20 protein-coding genes are annotated in these 19,424 nt (G+C 59.5%); 11 read left to right on the top strand and 9 right to left on the bottom strand.

Annotated elements, in window-relative coordinates:
- Window positions 1-258 precede the first annotated feature (258 nt).
- Window positions 259-888: an ATP-dependent Clp endopeptidase proteolytic subunit ClpP gene (gene clpP / locus JNB88_RS05035; protein ID WP_037127303.1), complete on the bottom strand. Its 630-nt coding sequence runs from the start codon at window positions 886-888 to the stop codon at window positions 259-261.
- A gap of 380 nt (window positions 889-1,268) precedes the next feature.
- Here clpP and JNB88_RS05030 point away from each other — a divergent pair, with 380 nt between their 5' ends.
- Together JNB88_RS05030 and JNB88_RS05025 are read left to right on the top strand one after the other, a co-directional pair.
- Window positions 1,269-2,519, top strand: coding sequence for a GGDEF domain-containing protein (locus JNB88_RS05030; protein WP_220354508.1), 1,251 nt, complete (start codon window positions 1,269-1,271; stop codon window positions 2,517-2,519).
- Between the two features lie 43 nt (window positions 2,520-2,562).
- Window positions 2,563-3,807 carry a cytochrome P450 gene (locus JNB88_RS05025; protein ID WP_220354507.1) on the top strand — a complete coding sequence of 415 codons (1,245 nt, stop codon included), beginning with the start codon at window positions 2,563-2,565 and terminating at the stop codon, window positions 3,805-3,807.
- Window positions 3,808-3,881: 74 nt separating this feature from the next.
- Here the strand turns inward: JNB88_RS05025 and JNB88_RS05020 are convergent, their stop codons facing one another.
- Window positions 3,882-5,216, bottom strand: coding sequence for a dicarboxylate/amino acid:cation symporter (locus tag JNB88_RS05020; RefSeq protein WP_220354506.1), 1,335 nt, complete (start codon window positions 5,214-5,216; stop codon window positions 3,882-3,884).
- 235 nt (window positions 5,217-5,451) lie between these two features.
- Between JNB88_RS05020 and JNB88_RS05015 the strand changes: the two genes are divergently transcribed.
- Both JNB88_RS05015 and JNB88_RS05010 read left to right on the top strand, forming a co-directional pair.
- Window positions 5,452-7,311, top strand: coding sequence for a sensor histidine kinase (locus JNB88_RS05015; RefSeq protein WP_420832164.1), 1,860 nt, complete (start codon window positions 5,452-5,454; stop codon window positions 7,309-7,311).
- The gene (locus JNB88_RS05010) at window positions 7,308-8,669 is read left to right on the top strand and encodes a sigma-54-dependent transcriptional regulator (protein ID WP_220354505.1); all 1,362 of its coding nucleotides are present in this window, start codon (window positions 7,308-7,310) and stop codon (window positions 8,667-8,669) included. The genes JNB88_RS05015 and JNB88_RS05010 overlap by 4 nt, the downstream gene beginning before the upstream one ends.
- 56 nt (window positions 8,670-8,725) lie before the next feature.
- Here the strand turns inward: JNB88_RS05010 and JNB88_RS05005 are convergent, their stop codons facing one another.
- The 3 genes from JNB88_RS05005 to JNB88_RS04995 all read right to left on the bottom strand — a co-directional run bounded on the left by JNB88_RS05005 (window position 8,726) and on the right by JNB88_RS04995 (window position 10,896).
- Window positions 8,726-9,070, bottom strand: a complete 345-nt coding sequence (locus JNB88_RS05005) for a cupin domain-containing protein (RefSeq protein ID WP_220354504.1) — start codon at window positions 9,068-9,070, stop codon at window positions 8,726-8,728.
- Between the two features lie 6 nt (window positions 9,071-9,076).
- Window positions 9,077-10,360 carry an O-acetylhomoserine aminocarboxypropyltransferase gene (locus JNB88_RS05000; RefSeq protein ID WP_220354503.1) on the bottom strand — a complete coding sequence of 428 codons (1,284 nt, stop codon included), beginning with the start codon at window positions 10,358-10,360 and terminating at the stop codon, window positions 9,077-9,079.
- A gap of 107 nt (window positions 10,361-10,467) precedes the next feature.
- Window positions 10,468-10,896 carry a CoA-binding protein gene (locus JNB88_RS04995; RefSeq protein ID WP_220354502.1) on the bottom strand — a complete coding sequence of 143 codons (429 nt, stop codon included), beginning with the start codon at window positions 10,894-10,896 and terminating at the stop codon, window positions 10,468-10,470.
- Between the two features lie 106 nt (window positions 10,897-11,002).
- Between JNB88_RS04995 and JNB88_RS04990 the strand changes: the two genes are divergently transcribed.
- The gene (locus JNB88_RS04990; RefSeq protein WP_220354501.1) at window positions 11,003-11,332 is read left to right on the top strand and encodes a hypothetical protein; all 330 of its coding nucleotides are present in this window, start codon (window positions 11,003-11,005) and stop codon (window positions 11,330-11,332) included.
- A gap of 400 nt (window positions 11,333-11,732) precedes the next feature.
- Window positions 11,733-12,569 carry an EamA family transporter gene (locus JNB88_RS04985; protein ID WP_220354694.1) on the top strand — a complete coding sequence of 279 codons (837 nt, stop codon included), beginning with the start codon at window positions 11,733-11,735 and terminating at the stop codon, window positions 12,567-12,569.
- Here the strand turns inward: JNB88_RS04985 and JNB88_RS04980 are convergent, their stop codons facing one another.
- A complete protein-coding gene (locus tag JNB88_RS04980) occupies window positions 12,570-13,403 on the bottom strand; it encodes an enoyl-CoA hydratase (protein ID WP_220354500.1) in 834 nt (277 codons plus the stop codon).
- Between the two features lie 73 nt (window positions 13,404-13,476).
- Here JNB88_RS04980 and JNB88_RS04975 point away from each other — a divergent pair, with 73 nt between their 5' ends.
- From JNB88_RS04975 to rpsI, 3 genes are all read left to right on the top strand, one after another.
- Window positions 13,477-13,908 (top strand): PaaI family thioesterase, encoded by a 432-nt coding sequence (locus JNB88_RS04975; protein ID WP_220354499.1) that lies wholly within the window; start codon window positions 13,477-13,479, stop codon window positions 13,906-13,908.
- Window positions 13,909-14,132: 224 nt separating this feature from the next.
- Entirely contained in the window at window positions 14,133-14,597 is a 465-nt protein-coding gene (rplM, locus tag JNB88_RS04970; RefSeq protein ID WP_037127278.1) for a 50S ribosomal protein L13, read from the top strand.
- Between the two features lie 2 nt (window positions 14,598-14,599).
- The gene (gene rpsI, locus JNB88_RS04965) at window positions 14,600-15,067 is read left to right on the top strand and encodes a 30S ribosomal protein S9 (protein WP_220354498.1); all 468 of its coding nucleotides are present in this window, start codon (window positions 14,600-14,602) and stop codon (window positions 15,065-15,067) included.
- A 48-nt stretch (window positions 15,068-15,115) separates the two neighbouring features.
- On the opposite strand, the gene JNB88_RS04960 is transcribed toward rpsI, so the two are convergent.
- The 3 genes from JNB88_RS04960 to JNB88_RS04955 form a co-directional block, all read right to left on the bottom strand.
- On the bottom strand, window positions 15,116-15,493 hold the full coding sequence (locus JNB88_RS04960) for a VOC family protein (RefSeq protein ID WP_220354497.1): 378 nt from the start codon (window positions 15,491-15,493) through the stop codon (window positions 15,116-15,118).
- A gap of 124 nt (window positions 15,494-15,617) precedes the next feature.
- Window positions 15,618-16,070: a tetratricopeptide repeat protein gene (locus JNB88_RS33415; protein ID WP_223217078.1), complete on the bottom strand. Its 453-nt coding sequence runs from the start codon at window positions 16,068-16,070 to the stop codon at window positions 15,618-15,620.
- Entirely contained in the window at window positions 16,054-17,286 is a 1,233-nt protein-coding gene (locus JNB88_RS04955; protein WP_223217077.1) for an adenylate/guanylate cyclase domain-containing protein, read from the bottom strand. Before JNB88_RS04955 ends, JNB88_RS33415 begins: the two co-directional genes overlap by 17 nt.
- 177 nt (window positions 17,287-17,463) lie before the next feature.
- Here JNB88_RS04955 and speB point away from each other — a divergent pair, with 177 nt between their 5' ends.
- Window positions 17,464-18,423 (top strand): agmatinase, encoded by a 960-nt coding sequence (gene speB / locus JNB88_RS04950; RefSeq protein ID WP_220354496.1) that lies wholly within the window; start codon window positions 17,464-17,466, stop codon window positions 18,421-18,423.
- A 63-nt stretch (window positions 18,424-18,486) separates the two neighbouring features.
- Window positions 18,487-19,419, top strand: coding sequence for an N-acetyl-gamma-glutamyl-phosphate reductase (gene argC, locus JNB88_RS04945; RefSeq protein ID WP_220354495.1), 933 nt, complete (start codon window positions 18,487-18,489; stop codon window positions 19,417-19,419).
- Window positions 19,420-19,424 lie beyond the last annotated feature (5 nt).

Below are 19,424 nucleotides of genomic sequence, written 5' to 3'. Positions count from 1 at the left end.
AAATTACGGTCCACTCATTGGCCTGCTCCACACTTGGAGCCCCAGCCGGCCAAGGCCGTTAAGGGGTACGAACCGGTCCAAACTAAGCTGTCCTGGCTCCGGCGGCAACGAATTCCCCTTCGACTGCCGATGCTATGTCATAAAAAACGAACATAGCATTAATACTTGAGATCGCCGCACCCGCCACCGGGTTTATTCCTTTGTTCGATCACAAATGAGATAGAACTGTGGCGGATACAACACCATCCCTACTTCTCACTAGGCGGCATCGCCCTCGATCTCGACACGCGATGTCAGGACCTTGTCGATCACACCCCAGCTCTGGGCCTCGTCAGCATCCATGAAATGGTCACGATCGAGCGTCTTCTCGACTTCCTCGTAGGTGCGGCCCGTGTGCTTGACGTAGACCTCGTTGAGGCGGCGCTTCATCTTCAGGATGTCGCGGGCGTGACGCTCGATGTCCGATGCCTGCCCCTGGAATCCACCTGATGGCTGATGCACCATAATACGGGAATTGGGGGTGGCGAAGCGCATGTCCTTGTGGCCGGCAGCCAACAGCAGCGAACCCATGGACGCGGCCTGGCCGATGCAGAGCGTCGACACCGCCGGCTTGATGAACTGCATGGTGTCGTAGATGGCCATGCCTGCAGTAACAACACCGCCCGGCGAATTGATGTAGAGCGCGATTTCCTTCTTCGGGTTCTCAGCCTCGAGGAAGAGGAGCTGAGCGCAGACAAGCGTCGCCATGTGGTCCTCGACTGGGCCAGTCAGGAAGATAATGCGTTCCTTGAGCAGGCGCGAATAGATGTCGTAGGAGCGTTCACCGCGGTTGGTCTGTTCGACGACCATCGGCACGAGGGCCATTGCGGTATCAACTGGGTTTCTCATGTGCGTCCTTTGTCAACGTCTGCCGGCTGTAGCCGGGAATCAAAGAAAATGCCTTATCCCCTACATAGAGCTTCCCTGCCCTCCTCTTCAAGACACGCTGGCTGATAACGTTAAGAGGGGCGCAAATGCAGGCGAACAATCTTCGCTGGATGAGGGTCAATCCTGTAAATCGCTTCGAAGAGCGAGTGTTGCCCCTGTCGCCGCACAGTTTTTGTAGTCCTCAGGGTGAACGAACTCTGAATCTGTTGTATGGCCACCGCGTTTACGGACCGGAAAGCCTAACAGCAGGAACGAACAAAAAAGACACGGGCACGCGATGTGTAATTAATGAAGTTGCCAGTTTCTTCCGAGAGAATACGCGCATTGCAAGAGGTATTGCCGTGTTCAATGTTACAACTGGATTATCCATTTGGTGCTCGGAGGCCCTGACGCTCGCACTCGTGGCGTTTATGGCCTGGCGGCACAATGTTCGAAACAAAGCCTACTTCCACTGGGGAATGGGCTTCCTCCTCAGCGGCGTCGGCTTCGCAATGGTTGCCCTGCGCGGACAGATACCCGATATTTTCTCCGTCGAGATCGGCAATACGATCGCTCTGTGCGGTCAGAGCGCATGGGTTGCCGGATATCTGGCGCTTGACCGTCGCAAGCTGGAATGGTGGGCGTTGATGCCGCCACTGCTCTGGTTGGGAGGCGTCTTTTTGCCTTGGGTCAACGACGACTACACCAACCGCGTCATCCTCTACAATCTGGCCTCGGCTGCCGGTGCAACGGCACTGGCGATGGCAGTCTACACATCCGCTCCGCACAGCGAGGCCTCGAGAAGCAAGCTGGGGATTGTCTTTGTCATTCAGAGCGTCCTTTGCTTCGGCACGGCGCTGACGATGGCAGCCATCGACCCCACCGACGCGCAGGCGGCCAATTTCGCAGGCGGAGCGGCAATGGCAACCGGCTTCCTGCTGACCTTTGCCTGCGCACTCACCTGCATGGTCATCATGGAACGCTCGGAGAAGCACCTTCGCATGCTCAGCCTGACCGATTCACTCACCGGCGTCCTGAACCGGCGCGGTCTCTTCGGGCGGTTCGACGTCATTCAGGACAACGCCTTCCACAACAACCGCCAGGTTGCCGTGTTGCTCTTCGATCTTGATCACTTCAAGCGCGTCAACGATCGGTTCGGCCATCAAGCGGGCGACGTCGTGCTGACCGTGTTTGCCCGAATGGCCCGCCAATTCGTGCCCGATGGCGCCTTTGGTCGCATGGGCGGCGAGGAGTTTGCCGCCTTCACGACCGTCGCCGACCAGACCGAAGCAGAAGCGTTGGCGGAGTCGATCCGGGCAGAGTTCTGCCGTGTTCCCGTCAGCACCGGCGATGCGATTGTCCCCGTAACGGTCAGCACCGGTGTCGCGCTTGCCTCCGCCATCGAGGCTAACAGGGATAAGTTGGTTTCGGCCGCCGATCGCGCCCTGTATGCCGCAAAGGCCGCAGGCCGCAACTGCACGGTCATCTTCGGCGAAGCGGAGGCTGCAGCGCCGCCTCCACCCGAACCTAAGCAAACGAGTGGCGAGCTCGTGCCGACGCTCGACGACCAGATTCACGCGCTTCGTCGCGTCGGATCACTGTCGAGGGGCTGAACCTATCTTTTCGAGGCTTGGCAAATCCGCTAAGCCTCGAGCCATGATGATCCCACCATTTCTTTCTATCGATCCCGCCACACGCCACGTCTCCCTGGACGCGAGCAATCCAGCCTTCTACAGCGACCCAAACGCAGTCTATGCCGCGCTGCACGCAAAGTGTCCCACATTCTACTGGGAACAGCAGAAGCAGTGGTTCTTCACCGGCTACGATCATGTGAACAGTCTACTGCGCGATCGCCGCTTCGGACGCCAGATCCTGCACATAGCAAGCCGCGAAGAGCTTGGCCTTCCCGAGCCGGACCAGCACGTGGCAAATTTCGATCTCGCCGAGCGGTATTCCTTGCTTGAGCTGGAACCGCCTGAGCACACCCGTCTCAGAACGCTCGTCAACCGTGCTTTCGTTTCTCGTCACGTCGAGAAGATGAAGCCGGAGCTTGCCGAGCTTGCCAACAAGCTGATTGACGGATTCGAGAAAAACAACGAAGTCGAGCTGCTCTCGGCCTTTGCCGATATCATTCCGGTGACGATGATCGCCCGCATGATCGGCATTCCGGAGGAGATGGGACCGCAGCTCCTGAAGTGGTCCCACTCCTACATTCGCATGTATCTCTTCGGACGCACCCGGGAAGACGAGGATGGCGCCGAACGTGCCGCAAAGGAATTCTCCGACTATGTGAAGACGGTCATCGCAGAGCGTCGCGCCAACCCTCGGGACGATCTGCTGACTCACATGATCCATACCGAGCACAAGGGCCAATACCTGACCGAGGACGAACTCGTCTCGACGACGATTGTATTGCTCAATGCCGGCCACGAGGCAACGGTCCACCAGATCGGCAACTCGGTTCGCATCATTCTCGACAGCGGGCACGATCCGGCGGAACTCTTCAAGGACGAGGCAACGACCGAACGGACGGTCGAAGAGTCGCTGCGCATCTGCGCACCGGTTCACATTTTCCAGCGCTGGGCCCTCGAACCCGTCGAGATCGACGGCATTTCGTTCACGCGAGGCGACAAGGTGAGCCTCATTCTGGCCGCGGCCAATCTGGATCCGGCAAAGTTCAGCGATCCGTTGACCTTCAAGCCTGATCGCAATGAGGCGCCCAATCTGTCCTTTGGCGCGGGCATCCATTTCTGCATCGGCGCACCGCTCGCGCGGCTCGAACTGAACGTCGTCCTGCCCATTCTGTTCGAGCGGTTGCCAGCCCTGCGGCTCGCCCGGACGCCTGTCGTGAAAGACGTCTATCACTTCCATGGATTGGACCGCCTGGATCTCTCCTGGTAGGCGACAAATAGGAAAAGCCCGCGCTCCGGAGAACGCGGGCTTTTCCGTGCGTTTTCGCGCCTTGCGACGAGTGTTTATTCCGCGGCCTGAAGAACCGGCACCGCGTCAGCTGGTTCCGGCGGCAGCTTTCCGGCCATGGCAGCCGCAAACTTCGTCTGATCAAGCTCATTTTCCCAACGGGCGACGACGACCGTCGCAACCGCGTTGCCCACAAAATTCGTCAGAGCGCGGCATTCCGACATGAAGCGGTCGATGCCGAGGATCAGCGCCATGCCGGCAACCGGAACGGAGGGCACGACCGATAGCGTTGCGGCAAGCGTGATGAAGCCGGCACCGGTGATACCGGCAGCGCCCTTGGAGCTCAGCATAGCAACCAGCAGCAGCAGGATCTGGTCTGCGAGAGTGAGCGGCGTGTCCGTCGCCTGAGCGATGAAGAGAGCCGCGAGCGTCATGTAGATGTTCGTGCCGTCGAGGTTGAAGGAATAACCGGTCGGGATGACGAGACCGACGACGGAGCGCTTGCAGCCTGCCTGTTCCATCTTCGCCATGAGGCCGGGAAGTGCGGCCTCCGAAGAAGATGTACCGAGAACCAGCAGAAGCTCTTCCTTGATGTAGCGGATGAGGGCCAGGATGGAGAATCCGTTGTACCGCGCAACCGCGCCAAGGACGACGAGCACGAAAAGCAGCGACGTCAGGTAGAAGGTACCGATCAGCATAGCCAGGTTTGCAATGGAACCGATGCCGTACTTGCCGATCGTGAAGGCCATGGCACCGAATGCGCCGATCGGAGCAGCCTTCATCAGAACTGCCACCAGCTTGAAAACCGGTGCCGTGAGTGCCTGCAGGAAGTCGACAACGGGGCGACCACGGTCACCTACCATGGCGAGCGCAATACCGAACAGGACGGAAAAGAACAGGACCTGAAGAATGTCACCGTCGGCGAAGGCACCGACAATGGTGTTCGGAATGATGTTCATCAGGAAGCCCGTGATGGTCGCGTCATGCGCCTTCGCGGCATAGCTTGCCACGGCCTTGGCATCCAGCGTTGCCGGGTCGATATGCATGCCCGCGCCCGGCTGAACAACGTTGGCGACGAGCAGACCGACAGCCAGCGCAAGCGTCGAAAAGACGAGGAAGTAGAGCATTGCCTTGCCGGCAACGCGTCCAACCTTCTGCAGATCGGACATGCCGGCGATGCCAGTCGCAACCGTCAGGAAAATGACGGGGGCAATGATCATCTTGACGAGCTTGATGAAGGCGTCGCCGAGTGGCTTCAGCGAAGTGCCGATGTCGGGATAGAAATGACCAAGCAGGATGCCGGCACAGATGGCCGCGAGAACCTGCACGTAGAGAAGTCGATAGAAGGGAACCTTGCCGCGCGGCTCCGCGACTGGAAGTGCTACACCCATGATGTCCTCCATAAGCCCCCAACCAATGCTGGCCTCCCGGGGCGATTGCGTTGCTAATTCAACAGCCACGCGGCTGTTTGCAGAGGCATTGCAACGGGCGTGCCAAACTTCGCGAGTATTATTAGATGATTGTTTTTAAATGTATTTCGTTCAAATCTCTGGACTGAACTTGAAGAATTGAGCGCATTTTCGCACAAATTGATTTGACGAAAGTGCGGACTTACGCACAGTCTGAATGATGCTCCAAACGCCCTCGATACCAGCTTTCAGGTCCTTCGGTCGCACCAGCGGGCGAATGATATGGATGCTGTTTGCCTCTCTCTGCGCAGTACTGCTCCTTGCCGCATTCTTTGGCGCGGAGATCTACGGTCGCCGCTCGGCGATGGATGCGATCGAGAGCCAAAGCCGTACCGATGCGAACCTCAAGGTGGCACTGCTCAATGCGGTTATGGAGAGACCCCGCGCACTGCCTCTGCTTCTTGCCGAGGATCAGCAGGTTATCGATGGCCTGTCATCGGCCCGCGACGGCGCCATCGACACGCTGAACCGGAAGCTGGAACGCCTCGTCACGGGAACACAAGCCGCCGTCCTCTATGTTATCGGCCCCAACGGAATTGCCATATCCTCAAGCAACTGGCAGGAGCCCATCAGCTTCGTGGGCAACGACTACACGTTCCGAGACTATTTCCGGAAGGCCATGGACGAAGGGACTGCCGAGCATTTTGCCCTTGGCAGCGTCAGCAAGCGTCCCGGCCTCTATATCTCGCGTCGTGTGGGCAGTGCGGCAGCGCCGCTCGGCGTTGTGGTCGTCAAGCTCGAGTTCGATCGCCTCGAAAGCGACTGGCGCGACACGCATCGCCCCGTCTATGTTACCGATGATCGCGGCGTCGTGTTGATCACCAGCATCCCGTCCTGGCGCTTCATGATGAACAAGCCAGCACCGGAAGCCGAGCTTGCTGTTATCCGCAGCAGCCTGCAGTTCGGCGATGCGCCGCTTGCTACCTTGCCGATCAGGCGGCCCCGCCCCATAGATACGGAAGCATCGCTTGTTTCGGTCGTCCTTCCTGGCAGCGGCGAAGGTGAATACCTGCGTCTTGCCACGCCCGTTCCCACCACGCCCTGGCATCTCGAATACCTTGTGCCAACCGATGCGCCGGTCGCGGCGGCAGTTCGTGAAATGCGCCTGCTGTCACTAGCCGTTCTTCTGCCTATTCTCGGCATCGCGGCGTTTCTCCTGTGGAGACGCCAAGCTGCAACAGCGAAGATCGCGCAAGAGCAGGCCATGCGTGAAGAGTTGGAACGGCGGGTTGTCGCCCGGACAGAAGATTTAAGCCGGGCACGCGACCGTCTGCAGGGCGAAATCGCCGACCACAGGGAAACGGAAGCCCGACTGCAGATCGTGCAACAGGAACTGGTGCAGGCGAACCGGCTCGCGATCCTGGGTCAGGTCGCGGCAGGCGTTGCACACGAGATCAACCAGCCGGTTGCGACCATACGGGCCTATGCGGACAACGCTCGGGTTTTTCTGGAGCGCAGGCAGACAAGTCCCGTCGACGAAAACCTCGAAGCAATCGCCGGCCTCACCGAGAGGATTGGCGCGATTACCGACGAATTGAAGGCATTCGCGCGCAAGGGCCGTGCGGCACCCGAGCCCGTGGAGTTGCGCAGCGTCATCGATGGGGCCATCGTCTTGTTGAAAAGCCGATTCTCCGGCCGGCTCGAGGCGCTCGCCATCCGCCAACCGCCGGCGGAGTTACGCGTACTCGGCAACCGAATCCGGCTCGAGCAGATTCTGATCAACCTCTTCCAGAATGCCCTGGAGGCTCTCGAAGCACGCGCCGACGCAAAGGTCGACGTGTCAGTGACCGAGACGAACGATGAGGTCGCAATCGAGGTCGCCGACAACGGCCCGGGCATCTCGCCTGCGATCCTGAAGTCGCTTTTCACCCCGTTCAATACCTCGAAAGAGAGAGGCCTTGGTCTCGGTCTCGTTATTTCCAAGGACATCGTGGCGGACTACGGCGGCCGTATGGACGTGACGAGCAACGAAAGCGGGACCCGCTTTACGGTCCATCTGCGGAAGGCCAAAGTATGAACGATGTGACGCCGATCTTCCTCGTCGACGACGACAAGGACCTGTTGCGGGCAACCAAGCAGACGCTGGAGCTTGCGGGATTTTCCGTTTCGGCTTTTTCCGACGCCGGGGACGCTTTGGCGGCACTGGGCCCGGAGTTCGCAGGTGTCCTGGTTTCCGATATCCGAATGCCCGAGATCGATGGCCTCCAGCTCTTCAGCCGCGTACGGCAGCGGGATGAGGATCTGCCAGTCATCCTGGTCACCGGCCACGGCGACATTCCGATGGCAGTGAAAGCCATGCAGGATGGAGTCTACGATTTCATAACCAAGCCGTTCGCGACAGATCGGCTCATCCAGAGCGTTCGGCGCGCTGCTGAAAAGCGCCGTCTCGTGATGGAGAACAGGGCGCTGCGAAAAGCGACCGAACAGGCGCGCGACGATCTGCCGCTGATCGGTCAGACACCGGCAATGGAGCGGCTGCGTCACACTTTGCGGCAGATCGCTGATACCGATGTCGACGTTCTCTTGACGGGGGAAACCGGCAGCGGCAAGGAGGTCGTAGCAAGCCTCCTGCATCGCTGGAGCCGCCGTGCATCCGGCAATTTCGTTGCGCTGAACTGCGGCGCGCTACCTGAAAGCGTCGTTGAAAGCGAACTCTTCGGGCATGAGCCCGGCGCCTTCACGGGGGCTCAGAAGAAGCGTATTGGCCGCATCGAACATGCCAGCGGCGGCACGCTGTTTCTCGATGAGATCGAGAGCATGCCGCCGGCGACGCAGGTGCAGATGTTACGCGTACTCGAAATGCGCGAGGTCACGCCGCTCGGTACAAACGAAGTGCGCCCCGTCGATCTGCGTGTCGTAGCCGCATCCAAGGTCGATCTGGGCGATCCCCGCCAACGTGGCGACTTCCGTGAGGACCTCTACTACCGGCTCAACGTCGTCACGATCTCGATTCCACCGCTGAAGGAGCGCCGCGACGATATTCCACTTCTTTTCGGTTACTTCACGGAACGAGCAGCAAGCCGCTTCAAACGCGACGTGCCCACGGTCCCCCCTTCGATCCATCGCCATCTTCGTGAACACGATTGGCCCGGCAACGTGCGCGAACTGTCTCACTTTGCCGAACGGTTCGTCTTGGGCGTCGGGCAGGTCTCGGACCGTGTTGTCGCCGCCGCGCCGGAAGCCGATGAGGTTCTTTCGCTGCCTGACCGACTCGAGCGCTACGAAGCCCACATTATTCGTGAAGCGCTGGACGCCAACAACGGCGACGTCCGTCGCACAATCGCGGACCTCGGCATCCCCCGGAAGACATTTTACGACAAACTTCAGCGCCACGGCATCGTGCGCAGCGATTTCGCATCTTCCGATCGAAGCTAGTCGAGACCTAGTCCAGGTGGCGCCGGCATTCCGGCACCACTCGCGGCGTCACCAAGTCACAGCCTGATGACATAGTCCTTGCGAGTCGTTTCAATGACTTCCCAGGTTCCCCTGAAACCTGGCTTGAGGATCATCCGATCCCCTGCCCGCAGGTGTACCGCGCTGCCGCCGTCTTCCGTCACGATTGAGTAGCCCGAGAGCACACTGAAATATTCCCACTCGTCGTAGACGATGCGCCACTTGCCCGGCGTTGCCTCCCATACCCCGGAATAGAGGCCGCCATTGGCCTCCTCCAGGTTCCAGGTCTTGAACTGCGGCTCGCCAGCGATCAGGCGATCCGCAGCCGGGCCCCCCCATTCTGGTCGGACGGCAGTGATGTCAAAGGTGAGGTAGTTCGCCATGTCGTCTCAGATCTTCGCGAGGGACTGTTCGAGATCAGCAATGATATCCTGAACGTCCTCGATGCCGACCGACAGGCGAACGACATCAGGACCGGCGCCGGCAGCGATCCTTTGCTCGTCCGTCAATTGGCGGTGCGTGGTGGATGCCGGATGGATCACCAGCGAGCGAGTGTCTCCGATGTTGGCGAGATGCGAGAACAACTGCAGCCCCTCGACCAGCGTTTTTCCAGCCTCGTAGCCGCCCTTGACGCCAAAGGTGAAGACCGAACCAGCGCCCTTCGGCGAATAGCGCTGCTGTAGCGCGTGGTTCGGATCGTCTTCGAGGCCTGAATAGTTCACCCAGGCAATCTTGCTGTGTGCCTTCAGCCACTTTGCGACAGCGATCGCGTTGTCGCTGTGGCGCTGCATACGCAGGGGCAGCGTCTCGATACCAGTCAGGATCAGGAATGCATTAAAAGGCGAGATTGCGGGGCCGAGATCGCGCAAACCGAGCACGCGGCAAGCGATTGCGAAGGCAAAATTGCCGAAGGTCGAGTGCAGGACAACGCCATTGTATTCCGGCCGCGGGCTGGACAGCATCGGATAGTTGCCGGACTTCGACCAATCGAAGGTTCCACCATCGACGATGATGCCGCCCATGGAATTGCCGTGACCGCCGAGGAATTTCGTCAGCGAGTGCACGACGATATCGGCACCGTGCTCGATCGGTCGGATGAGGTAAGGGCTCGCCATGGTGTTGTCGACGATGAGCGGCAGGCCGTGCTTATGGGCCACCGCAGCGATCGCCGCGATGTCGACGAAGGTGCCGCCGGGATTGGCGAGGCTTTCGATGAAGATCGCCCGCGTCTTGTCGTCAATCTGACTCTCGAAACTTGCGGGATCCGCTGAATCGCCCCAGCGAACCTGCCAGCCGAAGTTATCGAAGGCATGGCCGAACTGGTTGATCGAGCCCCCATACAGCCGCCTTGCGGCCACGAAGTTTTCGCCGGGACGCATGATTGTGTGGAAGACGATCATCTGGGCCGCGTGGCCGGACGCCACGGCAAGCGCGGCGGTCCCGCCCTCGAGCGCCGCGACGCGTTCCTCGAGCACAGCCTGGGTCGGATTCATGATGCGCGTGTAGATGTTACCGAACTGCTGCAGACCAAAGAGGGCAGCCGCATGGTCCGAATCGTTGAAAACGTATGCTGTCGTCTGATAGATCGGCGTTGCCCGCGCCCCCGTTGCGGGGTCCGGCTGCGCTCCCGCATGTATTGCCAACGTATTGAATCCCGGTCCATTCTTGGCCATGAAGCCCTCCCTTCAGCTTGGTTGAGGGGACGAGCATAACCGACGATCGCGAAAAGTTAATCGCGTTCTATTTCAACCCAGGCACGTTATTTGAAATATCCAACCTCTCAACCGACGAGCCGCGGATACTCAATTGCCGGGCAGCGATCCATAACGACCTTGATGCCGGCCACCTCCGCTCTCGCCGCTGCCGCATCGTCGCGGACGCCGAGCTGTGCCCATATCACCTTGGGTGGCGGGCTCATTGCCAAGGCGTCCTCGACAACGCCTGCCAGGTATTCAGAGGCGCGAAAAACGTCAACCATGTCGACGGGCACAGGGATATCGGAGAGCCTGGCATAGACCGTCCGTCCGTGAATCTGCTTGCCAGCTTGTCCGGGATTGACCGGAATCACGTCGTATCCCCGCGACAGCAGGTAGCCCATCACGCCGTTGCTCGGTCGGGCGGGGTTTGGTGAAGCGCCAGTCAGGGCAATCGTCTTCACCGAACGCAGAATATCGAGGATGTAATCATCCTCATACCGGTCATGATTCACGTACTCGCTCTCCCCATCACAATCACGAGGTTACTTGGCAATTCATTGAAACCAAACACCAGTTTCGTCGTATATAGAGATCATGAGGCCGATGGAGGATGTTACCGTGAAAAAATTGGTTGTTGTGATCGCATTCGTCATGGCCGCCTCTCCGGCGCTTGCGATTTCGCGCTACAATTCCCTCAGCATGAGCTGCCAGGCCGCACGGGCCGCGATCCATAACGAGGGTGCAGTGATCTTACGCTATCCATCGAAGCGGGTAAGCGGCATGACCCTGTTCGATCGCTATATTCGTAACAGCCGGTACTGCGATGCCAACAAATATGCTGAATGGACGACTGTCCCCACGAGAGACAATCCACGATGCCGTGTTTTGAATTGCCAGGATATAGACAACCTGGACGGGATGTTTACCATCCCCGATAACACGCTCTAAAGGCGAACTTTGATTGAGCGAATCGGGGAGCAGCAGTGGCCGGCTGCGACCCTTGATACCAAGCGGCTCATTCCAGCCATTAAAACCTGTGACGCCATTGTCACAATTCTGAAATATTTGACGCGACACCCTATCAATGTTCTATGTATATCCTGTATATGTTCACATATGTTTCCTCGTATGTTAGCATCACCTCATAGTTGAATAAGCGAACATCGAATAAACACTTGTGGTGTACGTGCCTCTTTTATCGCACTCTCCAAGACAGCTCATGATTGTACGGCACGCGGGATTGAACCATCACGCGCTTCGTCACTTTCAGCAGACGGGATTGCTTTTTGCGAAGACCGGCGTAACAAGCATCTCACAATCAGTTTTCCACACCATCTGGTGGTCCTTTTTGCCGCTCCACATCATCCTGCTTGTTCTGTTTGGTGCCCTGCTGCACGCGACGTGGAACGCCATGATCAAGGCGGGCACGGACAAGTCGCTGGATGCCAGCTTGATCTCGGCAGGCGGTGCCGTTTGTGCCCTTCCCTTGCTGCTGTTTCTGCCGCTGCCGAACGCCGCGGCATGGCCATTTATCGGCGCTTCGGCCATTCTCCAGTTCGTGTATTTCCAGCTCGTTGCCGGTGCATACCGCGCAGGCGATATCGGGCTCGTCTACCCGCTGATGCGCGGCTGTGCGCCGCTCCTGATCGCGGCGACCAGCGGCTTCATCCTGGATGAACAGTTGTCGACGGGTGCCCTCCTCGGCACGATGACGATCTGCGCCGGCATTCTGACTCTGGCTTTCGAAGCGCGAAAGGGCGGCGGCCATGCAATCATGCTGGCACTCGCCAATGCATGTGTCATCGCGACCTATACATATGTGGATGGCATCGGCGCGCGTGCATCGGGCAATGCTGTCTCCTATACGCTATGGATGTCCTTGCTGCCGCCGGTGCTGCTCTTCGCCTGGGCGATCTCCAAGCGTGGAACGGTCGCGGTCGCCACACATGTCCGGTACAACTGGTGGCGAGGACTGATAGGAGGCGGAGGATCGATTGCGTCATACGGCCTTGCACTCTGGGCGATGACCAAAGCGCCGGTCGCAACCGTCGCGGCGCTGCGCGAGACGTCGATCCTCTTTGCGCTCCTGATTTCCGTTCTCGTGCTGAAGGAAAAGGCCAGCATCTGGCGCTATCTTGCCGGAGCGATCATCGCGATTGGTGGCCTGATCCTCAAGCTCGCATAGCTATTCGCCCGTCCACTGCGGCATGCGCTTTGAGAGGAATGCTCCGATCCCCTCCTCGGCATCGGCCGTCAGCATATTGTCGACCATGATCTGAGCCGCATGGCTGTAGGCTTCCTCGATCGGCATTTCGAGTTGCCGGTAGAATGCCTCCTTGCCGATCTTCAACGTCAGCGGCGATTTGCTTGCGATGATGGACGCATATTTGGTGACGACCTGCGTCAGGTACTGTTTCGGCACGATGCGGTTCACGAGGCCGAAATCCTTGGCCGTTGAGGCATCGATCGTCTCGCCCGTCAGCAGCATTTCCATTGCCTGCTTGCGATGCGCCGCGCGCGATACCGCCACCATCGGCGTCGAGCAGAACAGGCCGATATTGACGCCCGGTGTGCAGAAGGTTGCCGTATCGGTACAGATCGCAAGATCACAGGAGGCTACGAGCTGGCAGCCGGCAGCGGTCGCAAGACCATCGATCTCGGCAATCACAGGCTTCGGCAGGCGGGTAATCTCGAGCATGAGGTCGGCAGCCAGCGCGAAGGTTTCCTCGAAGAATGCCTCGCCGCCGTCCTCGTCGGCGCGATGCGCGGTCAACTCCTTGAGGTCGTGGCCGGCGGAAAAGACATTGCCGGTCGATGCAATGATGACCACGCGGACGGCAGCGTCTCCTGCAGCGTTCTGCAGCTCGCCGATCAGCGTTTCCATGACCGCAATCGAAAGCGCGTTGGCAGGCGGATTGCTGAGCGTCAGCCGCAGGATGCCATCGGTCAATTGCGGGATGACAAGCGCGCCCTCGCCCGCTTTGCTCGGGTCCTTCCGGAAGGATACGACTTCGGCCATGGTCTAACTCCCTGCATTGCCTTTTCGTGCTAATTGTTCTGCCACAGGCGACAAGCAATTTCGAGGCAAACTCATGCAGCCGGTCATGACGATCGACGAGCTCCACCGCTTTCTGGATACGGATTTCCCTCAGATCCACACGGACGGGCGAGTATTTACCGTTACCGAGGTCCAAGCCGGCGTTGTCTCGATGCGGTTCGATCCGAACGAGAGACACCTGCGCCCCGGCGGGACAGTATCCGGCCCCGCCCTCTTCACCCTGGCTGACGTAACGGCCTATGCGGCGGTGCTCGCGCATATCGGGCCAGTCGCGTTGGCCGTTACCACCAATCTCAACATCAACTTCCTGCGGCTGCCGAAGCCAACAGCAACGACCTGCACCTGCCGGATCCTCAAGCTCGGCAAGCGGCTCGCGGTTATCGAGGCATCGATTTTCCAGGAAGATGAGGACGAGCTAATAGCCCATGCAACCGCGACTTACTCGATCCCACCACGTGAAATATGAGGTATCAAAATACCACACAATTAAAGCATTGATTTCGCTTGTGTATTTTTGCAACGCGACAATCTGATATTATTGACCGCATAGCTCTTTGCCTTTATACACACCGCCAGAAATGCAGCCTTCCCGGGCTGCTTTCTTTTTGGTGCGTCCTTGGACAACCAAACCAAGCAACAAGAAACGCCCTCTCGCCTTCGGGCCGGGGGATCCAAAAGAGAGTAACAACTATGGCAACTTTCTCCCAGAAGCCTGCAGAGGTGGAGAAGAAGTGGGTCATCATCGACGCCGAAGGGCTGGTCGTTGGCCGTCTCGCTTCCATCATCGCTATGCGTCTGCGCGGCAAGCACAAGGCAACCTTCACGCCTCACGTTGACGACGGCGACAACGTCATCGTCATCAATGCCGACAAGGTCGTATTCACCGGCAAGAAGTATTCCGACAAGGTTTACTACTGGCACACGGGTTACGCCGGTGGCGTCAAGGAGCGTACCGCTCGCCAGATCATCGAAGGCCGCTTCCCGGAGCGCGTTCTCGAGAAGGCCGTTGAGCGCATGGTTCCGCGTGGCCCGCTCGGCCGTCGTCAGATGAAGAACCTCCGCGTCTACGCTGGTTCCAACCATCCCCACGAAGCACAGCAGCCGACCGTCCTCGACGTCTCCAAGCTGAACAAGAAGAACGTAAGGAGCGCCTAAGAATGGCTGACCTCTCCTCCCTGAAGGATCTCGGCACGTCCGCTGAAGCTGCTGCTCCGGCTCACGTCCGCAAGGTCGACTCGCTTGGCCGCTCCTACGCGACCGGCAAGCGTAAGGACGCTGTAGCCCGCGTTTGGGTCAAGGCCGGCTCCGGCAAGATCATCGTCAACGGCAAGGACTTCACGGCATACTTCGCCCGTCCGGTTCTGCAGATGATCCTGCGTCAGCCGATCGTCGCTGCTGCCCGTGACGGCCAGTTCGACATCGTAGCAACGGTTGCAGGTGGCGGTCTTTCCGGCCAGGCCGGTGCAGTTCGTCACGGCCTGTCCAAGGCCCTCACCTACTTCGAGCCGGGCCTGCGCTCGGTCCTGAAGAAGGGTGGCTTCCTGACCCGCGACAGCCGCGTTGTTGAACGTAAGAAGTACGGCAAGGCCAAGGCTCGCCGTTCGTTCCAGTTCTCCAAGCGCTAATCGCTTCGAACTATCGAAATGCGAAGGCCGGGCTCTGCCCGGCCTTTTTTATTCCGGCTTACGGAAGAAGGCCTCCAGCCTGTACCCATCAGGGTCGATCACGAAGGCCGCGTAGTAGAACTGGCTGTATTCCGGGCGGACACCGGGCGGGCCGTTATCTTCGCCGCCATTGGCAAGGCCCGCGGCATAGAACGAATTGACCGCTTCCTCGCTTGTTGCAGTAAAGCAAAAATGCAATCCGGATTCCCGATCCGCCGGCACCGGATGCTCTGCCTCCATGACCCAGAAGGCTGGCTTTTCGGCACCGTATCCGACGGTGTTGCCAAAACTGGACAGCCGCTCGTAACCGAGCGCTCCGAGTGCCGCGTCGTAGAACGCTCCCGATCTTTCAATATTCTTTACGCCGATCGATATGTGATCGAACATGGGTATCAGCTCCTTCGCTCATCGCTGGCTGTAGGTTCTCCGACACCGGGAGCGAAGTCAACGACGCGCTTCGATCCCGATCCAACACCGGCAGCTTCAGAGCCTGCCATCGGCGGCCACACCGCTAGGCCGCCGGCCCCAGTGCGCTGAGAAGTCTCGCGAAGGCATCCTCGCTCTGGTAGGGAAACACCAATCGCAGCAGTTCCGGGCCAACTCTCGGCTGAAGCCGACGCGCTTCGACCTCGCAGTGCGCGCGCCGTACCTCGTCTCCGCGCAGGGCATGGGCAGCCGCAAGCAAGATGAGTGTTCGCCACGACTTCGCCGGTACATTCTCAAATTCCTCCGCGGCGTCATCGCCGCGGCCTTGCTGAAGCCGAATGATGCCGCTGATCGCCCAGAACCACACCGGCGGATGCGTCGATCGTCGAAAGCATTCCTCGATTTCGGCAGCGGCGGCTTCCAGATCACCGACATAGTGGAGCAATTCGGCGAAATCGGCGCGGATCTCGATATCGCTTGGCGCGAGGTCGCGCGCCTTGCGGTAGTGCGATCTCGCGCCCTCATAGTTTCGCATCATCAACTGAACCAGCGCGGCAGAGTACTGCGCAAAGGTCGAGGCGCAAGGCGATGCGCGAGACGTCCCCGGCGCGTTGCAGGCGCTCAGGCGTGCCCTCCATGCTGAAGGTGTGCGTCAGTGCAATGGCGTGCATGGTGTGAGCTTCGATAAGACCAGGGTCGAGCTGCGCGGCTCTCTCGAAAAAGCGCTCGGCCTCCCACAGCAGATGTTTGGCATCGAGCATCCTGCCGCAAAGAAAGTTCTCGTAGGCGGACCAGGAGGATTCGGGTTTAGTGGCGACGGCCTTGGATGACACTTGGAGGACCTTGTCCACCACAAGCGACACGATCTCCGCTGCGACGGATTCGATTGCATCCATTTGACAATCCGCCGGAAGATCGAAAGCCCGAGACCACAAGATCGATGTGGCCGTCGTGGACGCGAACCTAACGCTCAGCCGGAACGGGCCTGCTCCATGAACGACGATGCTCACTGTGTAATCGTGAGCGCGGATGCTCATTTCCGGAGCCGAGGTCGGAGCGACGTCGATCCAGCGGCGTTCGGAGAGAAACTGCTCGATGCTCGAGCTTGCTAACCCTGCAATATCGCCGGAGAAGGATGAGGAGCTGGATGCAACTCGCACGAGGACTTTTTCCGCGCTCCGCGACGACGTTGCTTCGTTAGCCAGCGAATGTGCAGCGGGGATCGGGCCAGTCCGGCGCGGTTGCCAGTGCCAGACGCGGACTGGTCGCTCGATGTTCTTCAGGCGTTTTTCGCCGCCCGCAACGAACTTGGCCCCAAGTCGCGTCGCAATCTGGTGATAGACCCCATCGGTCACGCATATGCCACCCGGCAACGCGTTTGCTTCAATACGAGAGGCGACATTGACCCCATCCCCGAACATGTCGGAGCCGTCCACCAGAACGTCCGCAAGGTTGATGCCAATCCTGATCGCCGGGCGCGCGCCCTCACCTGTTCCGTCCGCCAACTCGCGCTGGATCGCCATCGCGCATTCGACCGCGCCAGTCACCGAGTCGAATACGGACAGTGTTCCGTCGCCAATCAACTTGAAGATCCGGCCGCCATTGCGCTCGATGTTCGGCTCCACAACATCGCTGTGTATCGCCTTGACCAGCGCAAGCGTTGTCTCTTCGTCGCTTTCCATGAGGCGGGAATAGCCGACAACGTCCGTCGCCATGATCGCTGCCAGCCGTCGCTTGAGAGGCACGCTCGGCATAAGCCCTCCGAGAACCGTTTCACTCAGCATCAACAACGACGGGTAGAGTAGCACAGAACGATCGGTGGGATCATCGTCTCAGCGATCCTGCGTGCGCCTTGCATTCTATCGTCCTGTCGCTTACCCCTTCTGCCGGCAGGCATCCGCCTGCGTTAGATCGAAGTCAGGATTACCCTCGTGGCAAAGAAGACCATAGATCACGCCTTCACGGCAACCAGCCTCACCTCTTCAGCCAGCGACCCGACCTTTGCCGGCGCGCTTTCATTCATGCGGCGCCGTTTCACCAAGGATCTGACGGGGGCTGACGCCGTCGTCTGGGGTATCCCCTTTGATGCGGCGACCTCAAATCGCCCCGGCACGCGGTTCGGTCCGCAGGCGATACGGCGGGCATCTGCGATTTTCGACAACGACCCGCAATATCCTTTCAACCGTGACCTGTTCGCCGAAATGGCCGTCATCGACTACGGTGACTGCGTGCTTGACTACGGCAACCACCACGAGACGCCCAAGGCGATCGAGCAGCAGGCCCGCACCATCGTCGACAGCGGTGCCTTCATGCTGACCCTCGGCGGCGATCATTTCGTCACCTGGCCGATCCTCAAGGCGCATGCCGCCAGGCATGGACCGCTCGCGCTCGTCCAGTTCGACGCGCATCAGGACACCTGGTTCGACGACAACAAGCGCATCGACCACGGCTCGTTCGTGGCACGGGCGGCGCGAGACGGCATCATCGACCCTGACCGTTCGATCCAGATCGGTATCCGCACCCATGCGCCGGAAGATTTCGGCATTCACATTCTCCATGGCCATCAGCTCGAGGACATGAGCGCCGCCGATCTCGCCTCGACGATCATCTCGCATACCCGTGGGGCGCCGTCCTACCTGACCTTCGACATCGACTGCCTCGACCCTGCCTTTGCACCCGGCACCGGGACGCCCGTATCGGGTGGGCCCTCCAGCGCCAAGATCCTCTCCGTGCTGCAGCGCCTGCACCAGCTTGACATCAGGGGCGCCGACGTCGTCGAGGTGTCACCACCTTATGACCATGCCGATATCACCGCCATTGCGGGGGCGACAGTCGCGATGTATATGCTTGGCCTGCATGCCGAACGCCGCGCGAGCGCGTCACACGGCTGACTCATCTCTCTTACAAAATGATTCCGGACTTCTTTCTAACCTATTGAAAGTGTGAGCAAGACAATGACACCGAAGATCTTCATCGATGGCGAACATGGCACGACGGGCTTGCAAATCCGCACGCGCATGGCCGATCGTCGCGATGTCGAGCTTTTGTCGATCCCGGAAGCCGAGCGTCGCAACTCCGCGATGCGCGAGGACATGCTGAACAGCGCGGATATCGCCATTCTCTGCCTGCCCGACGATGCTTCGAAGGAAGCCGTGCAGATGGTCTCCGGCAATAACAACGTGCGCGTCATCGACACCTCCACGGCCTTCCGCGTCAATCCGACCTGGGCTTACGGCTTCGCCGAGATGGATAAGGAGCAGGCAGAGAAGATCAAGGCGGCCCGCTTCGTCGCCAATCCAGGCTGCTACCCCACTGGCGCGATCGGCCTTGTTCGACCGCTGCGCGCTGCCGGTATCCTGCCTGACGGTTACCCGGTGACGGTCAATGCGGTTTCCGGCTACACCGGCGGCGGCAAGCAGATGATTGCTCAGATGGAAGACCAGAGCCGGGACGATGCAATTACCGCACCGCACTTCCTTTATGGCCTCACCCTGACGCACAAGCACGTTCCCGAGATGAAGATCCACGGCCTGCTCGATCGCGCGCCGATCTTCTCCCCGTCAGTCGGCAAGTTCCCGCAGGGCATGATCGTTCAGATACCGCTGCATCTCGATGATCTTGCCGAGCGCGCCACGCTTGAGAGCATCCATGCTGCGCTTGTCGCCCACTATGCGGGTCAGGACATCGTGACCGTTGTGCCGCTGGAAGTGAGCAGCAAGCTCCCGCGTATCGATGCCGTCGAGCTTGCCGGCAAGGACACGATGAAACTCTTCGTGTTCGGCACGCCGGGTGCGTCGCAGGTCAATCTCGTTGCCCTGCTCGACAATCTCGGTAAGGGCGCCTCCGGAGCAGCAGTCCAGAACATGGACCTGATGCTCGCCTCGTAGGCCCC

This window comes from Rhizobium cauense (assembly GCF_019511525.1).
Taxonomy (GTDB): Bacteria; Pseudomonadota; Alphaproteobacteria; order Rhizobiales; family Rhizobiaceae; genus Rhizobium; species Rhizobium cauense.
This window is presented reverse-complemented; position numbering and strand designations above follow the sequence as displayed.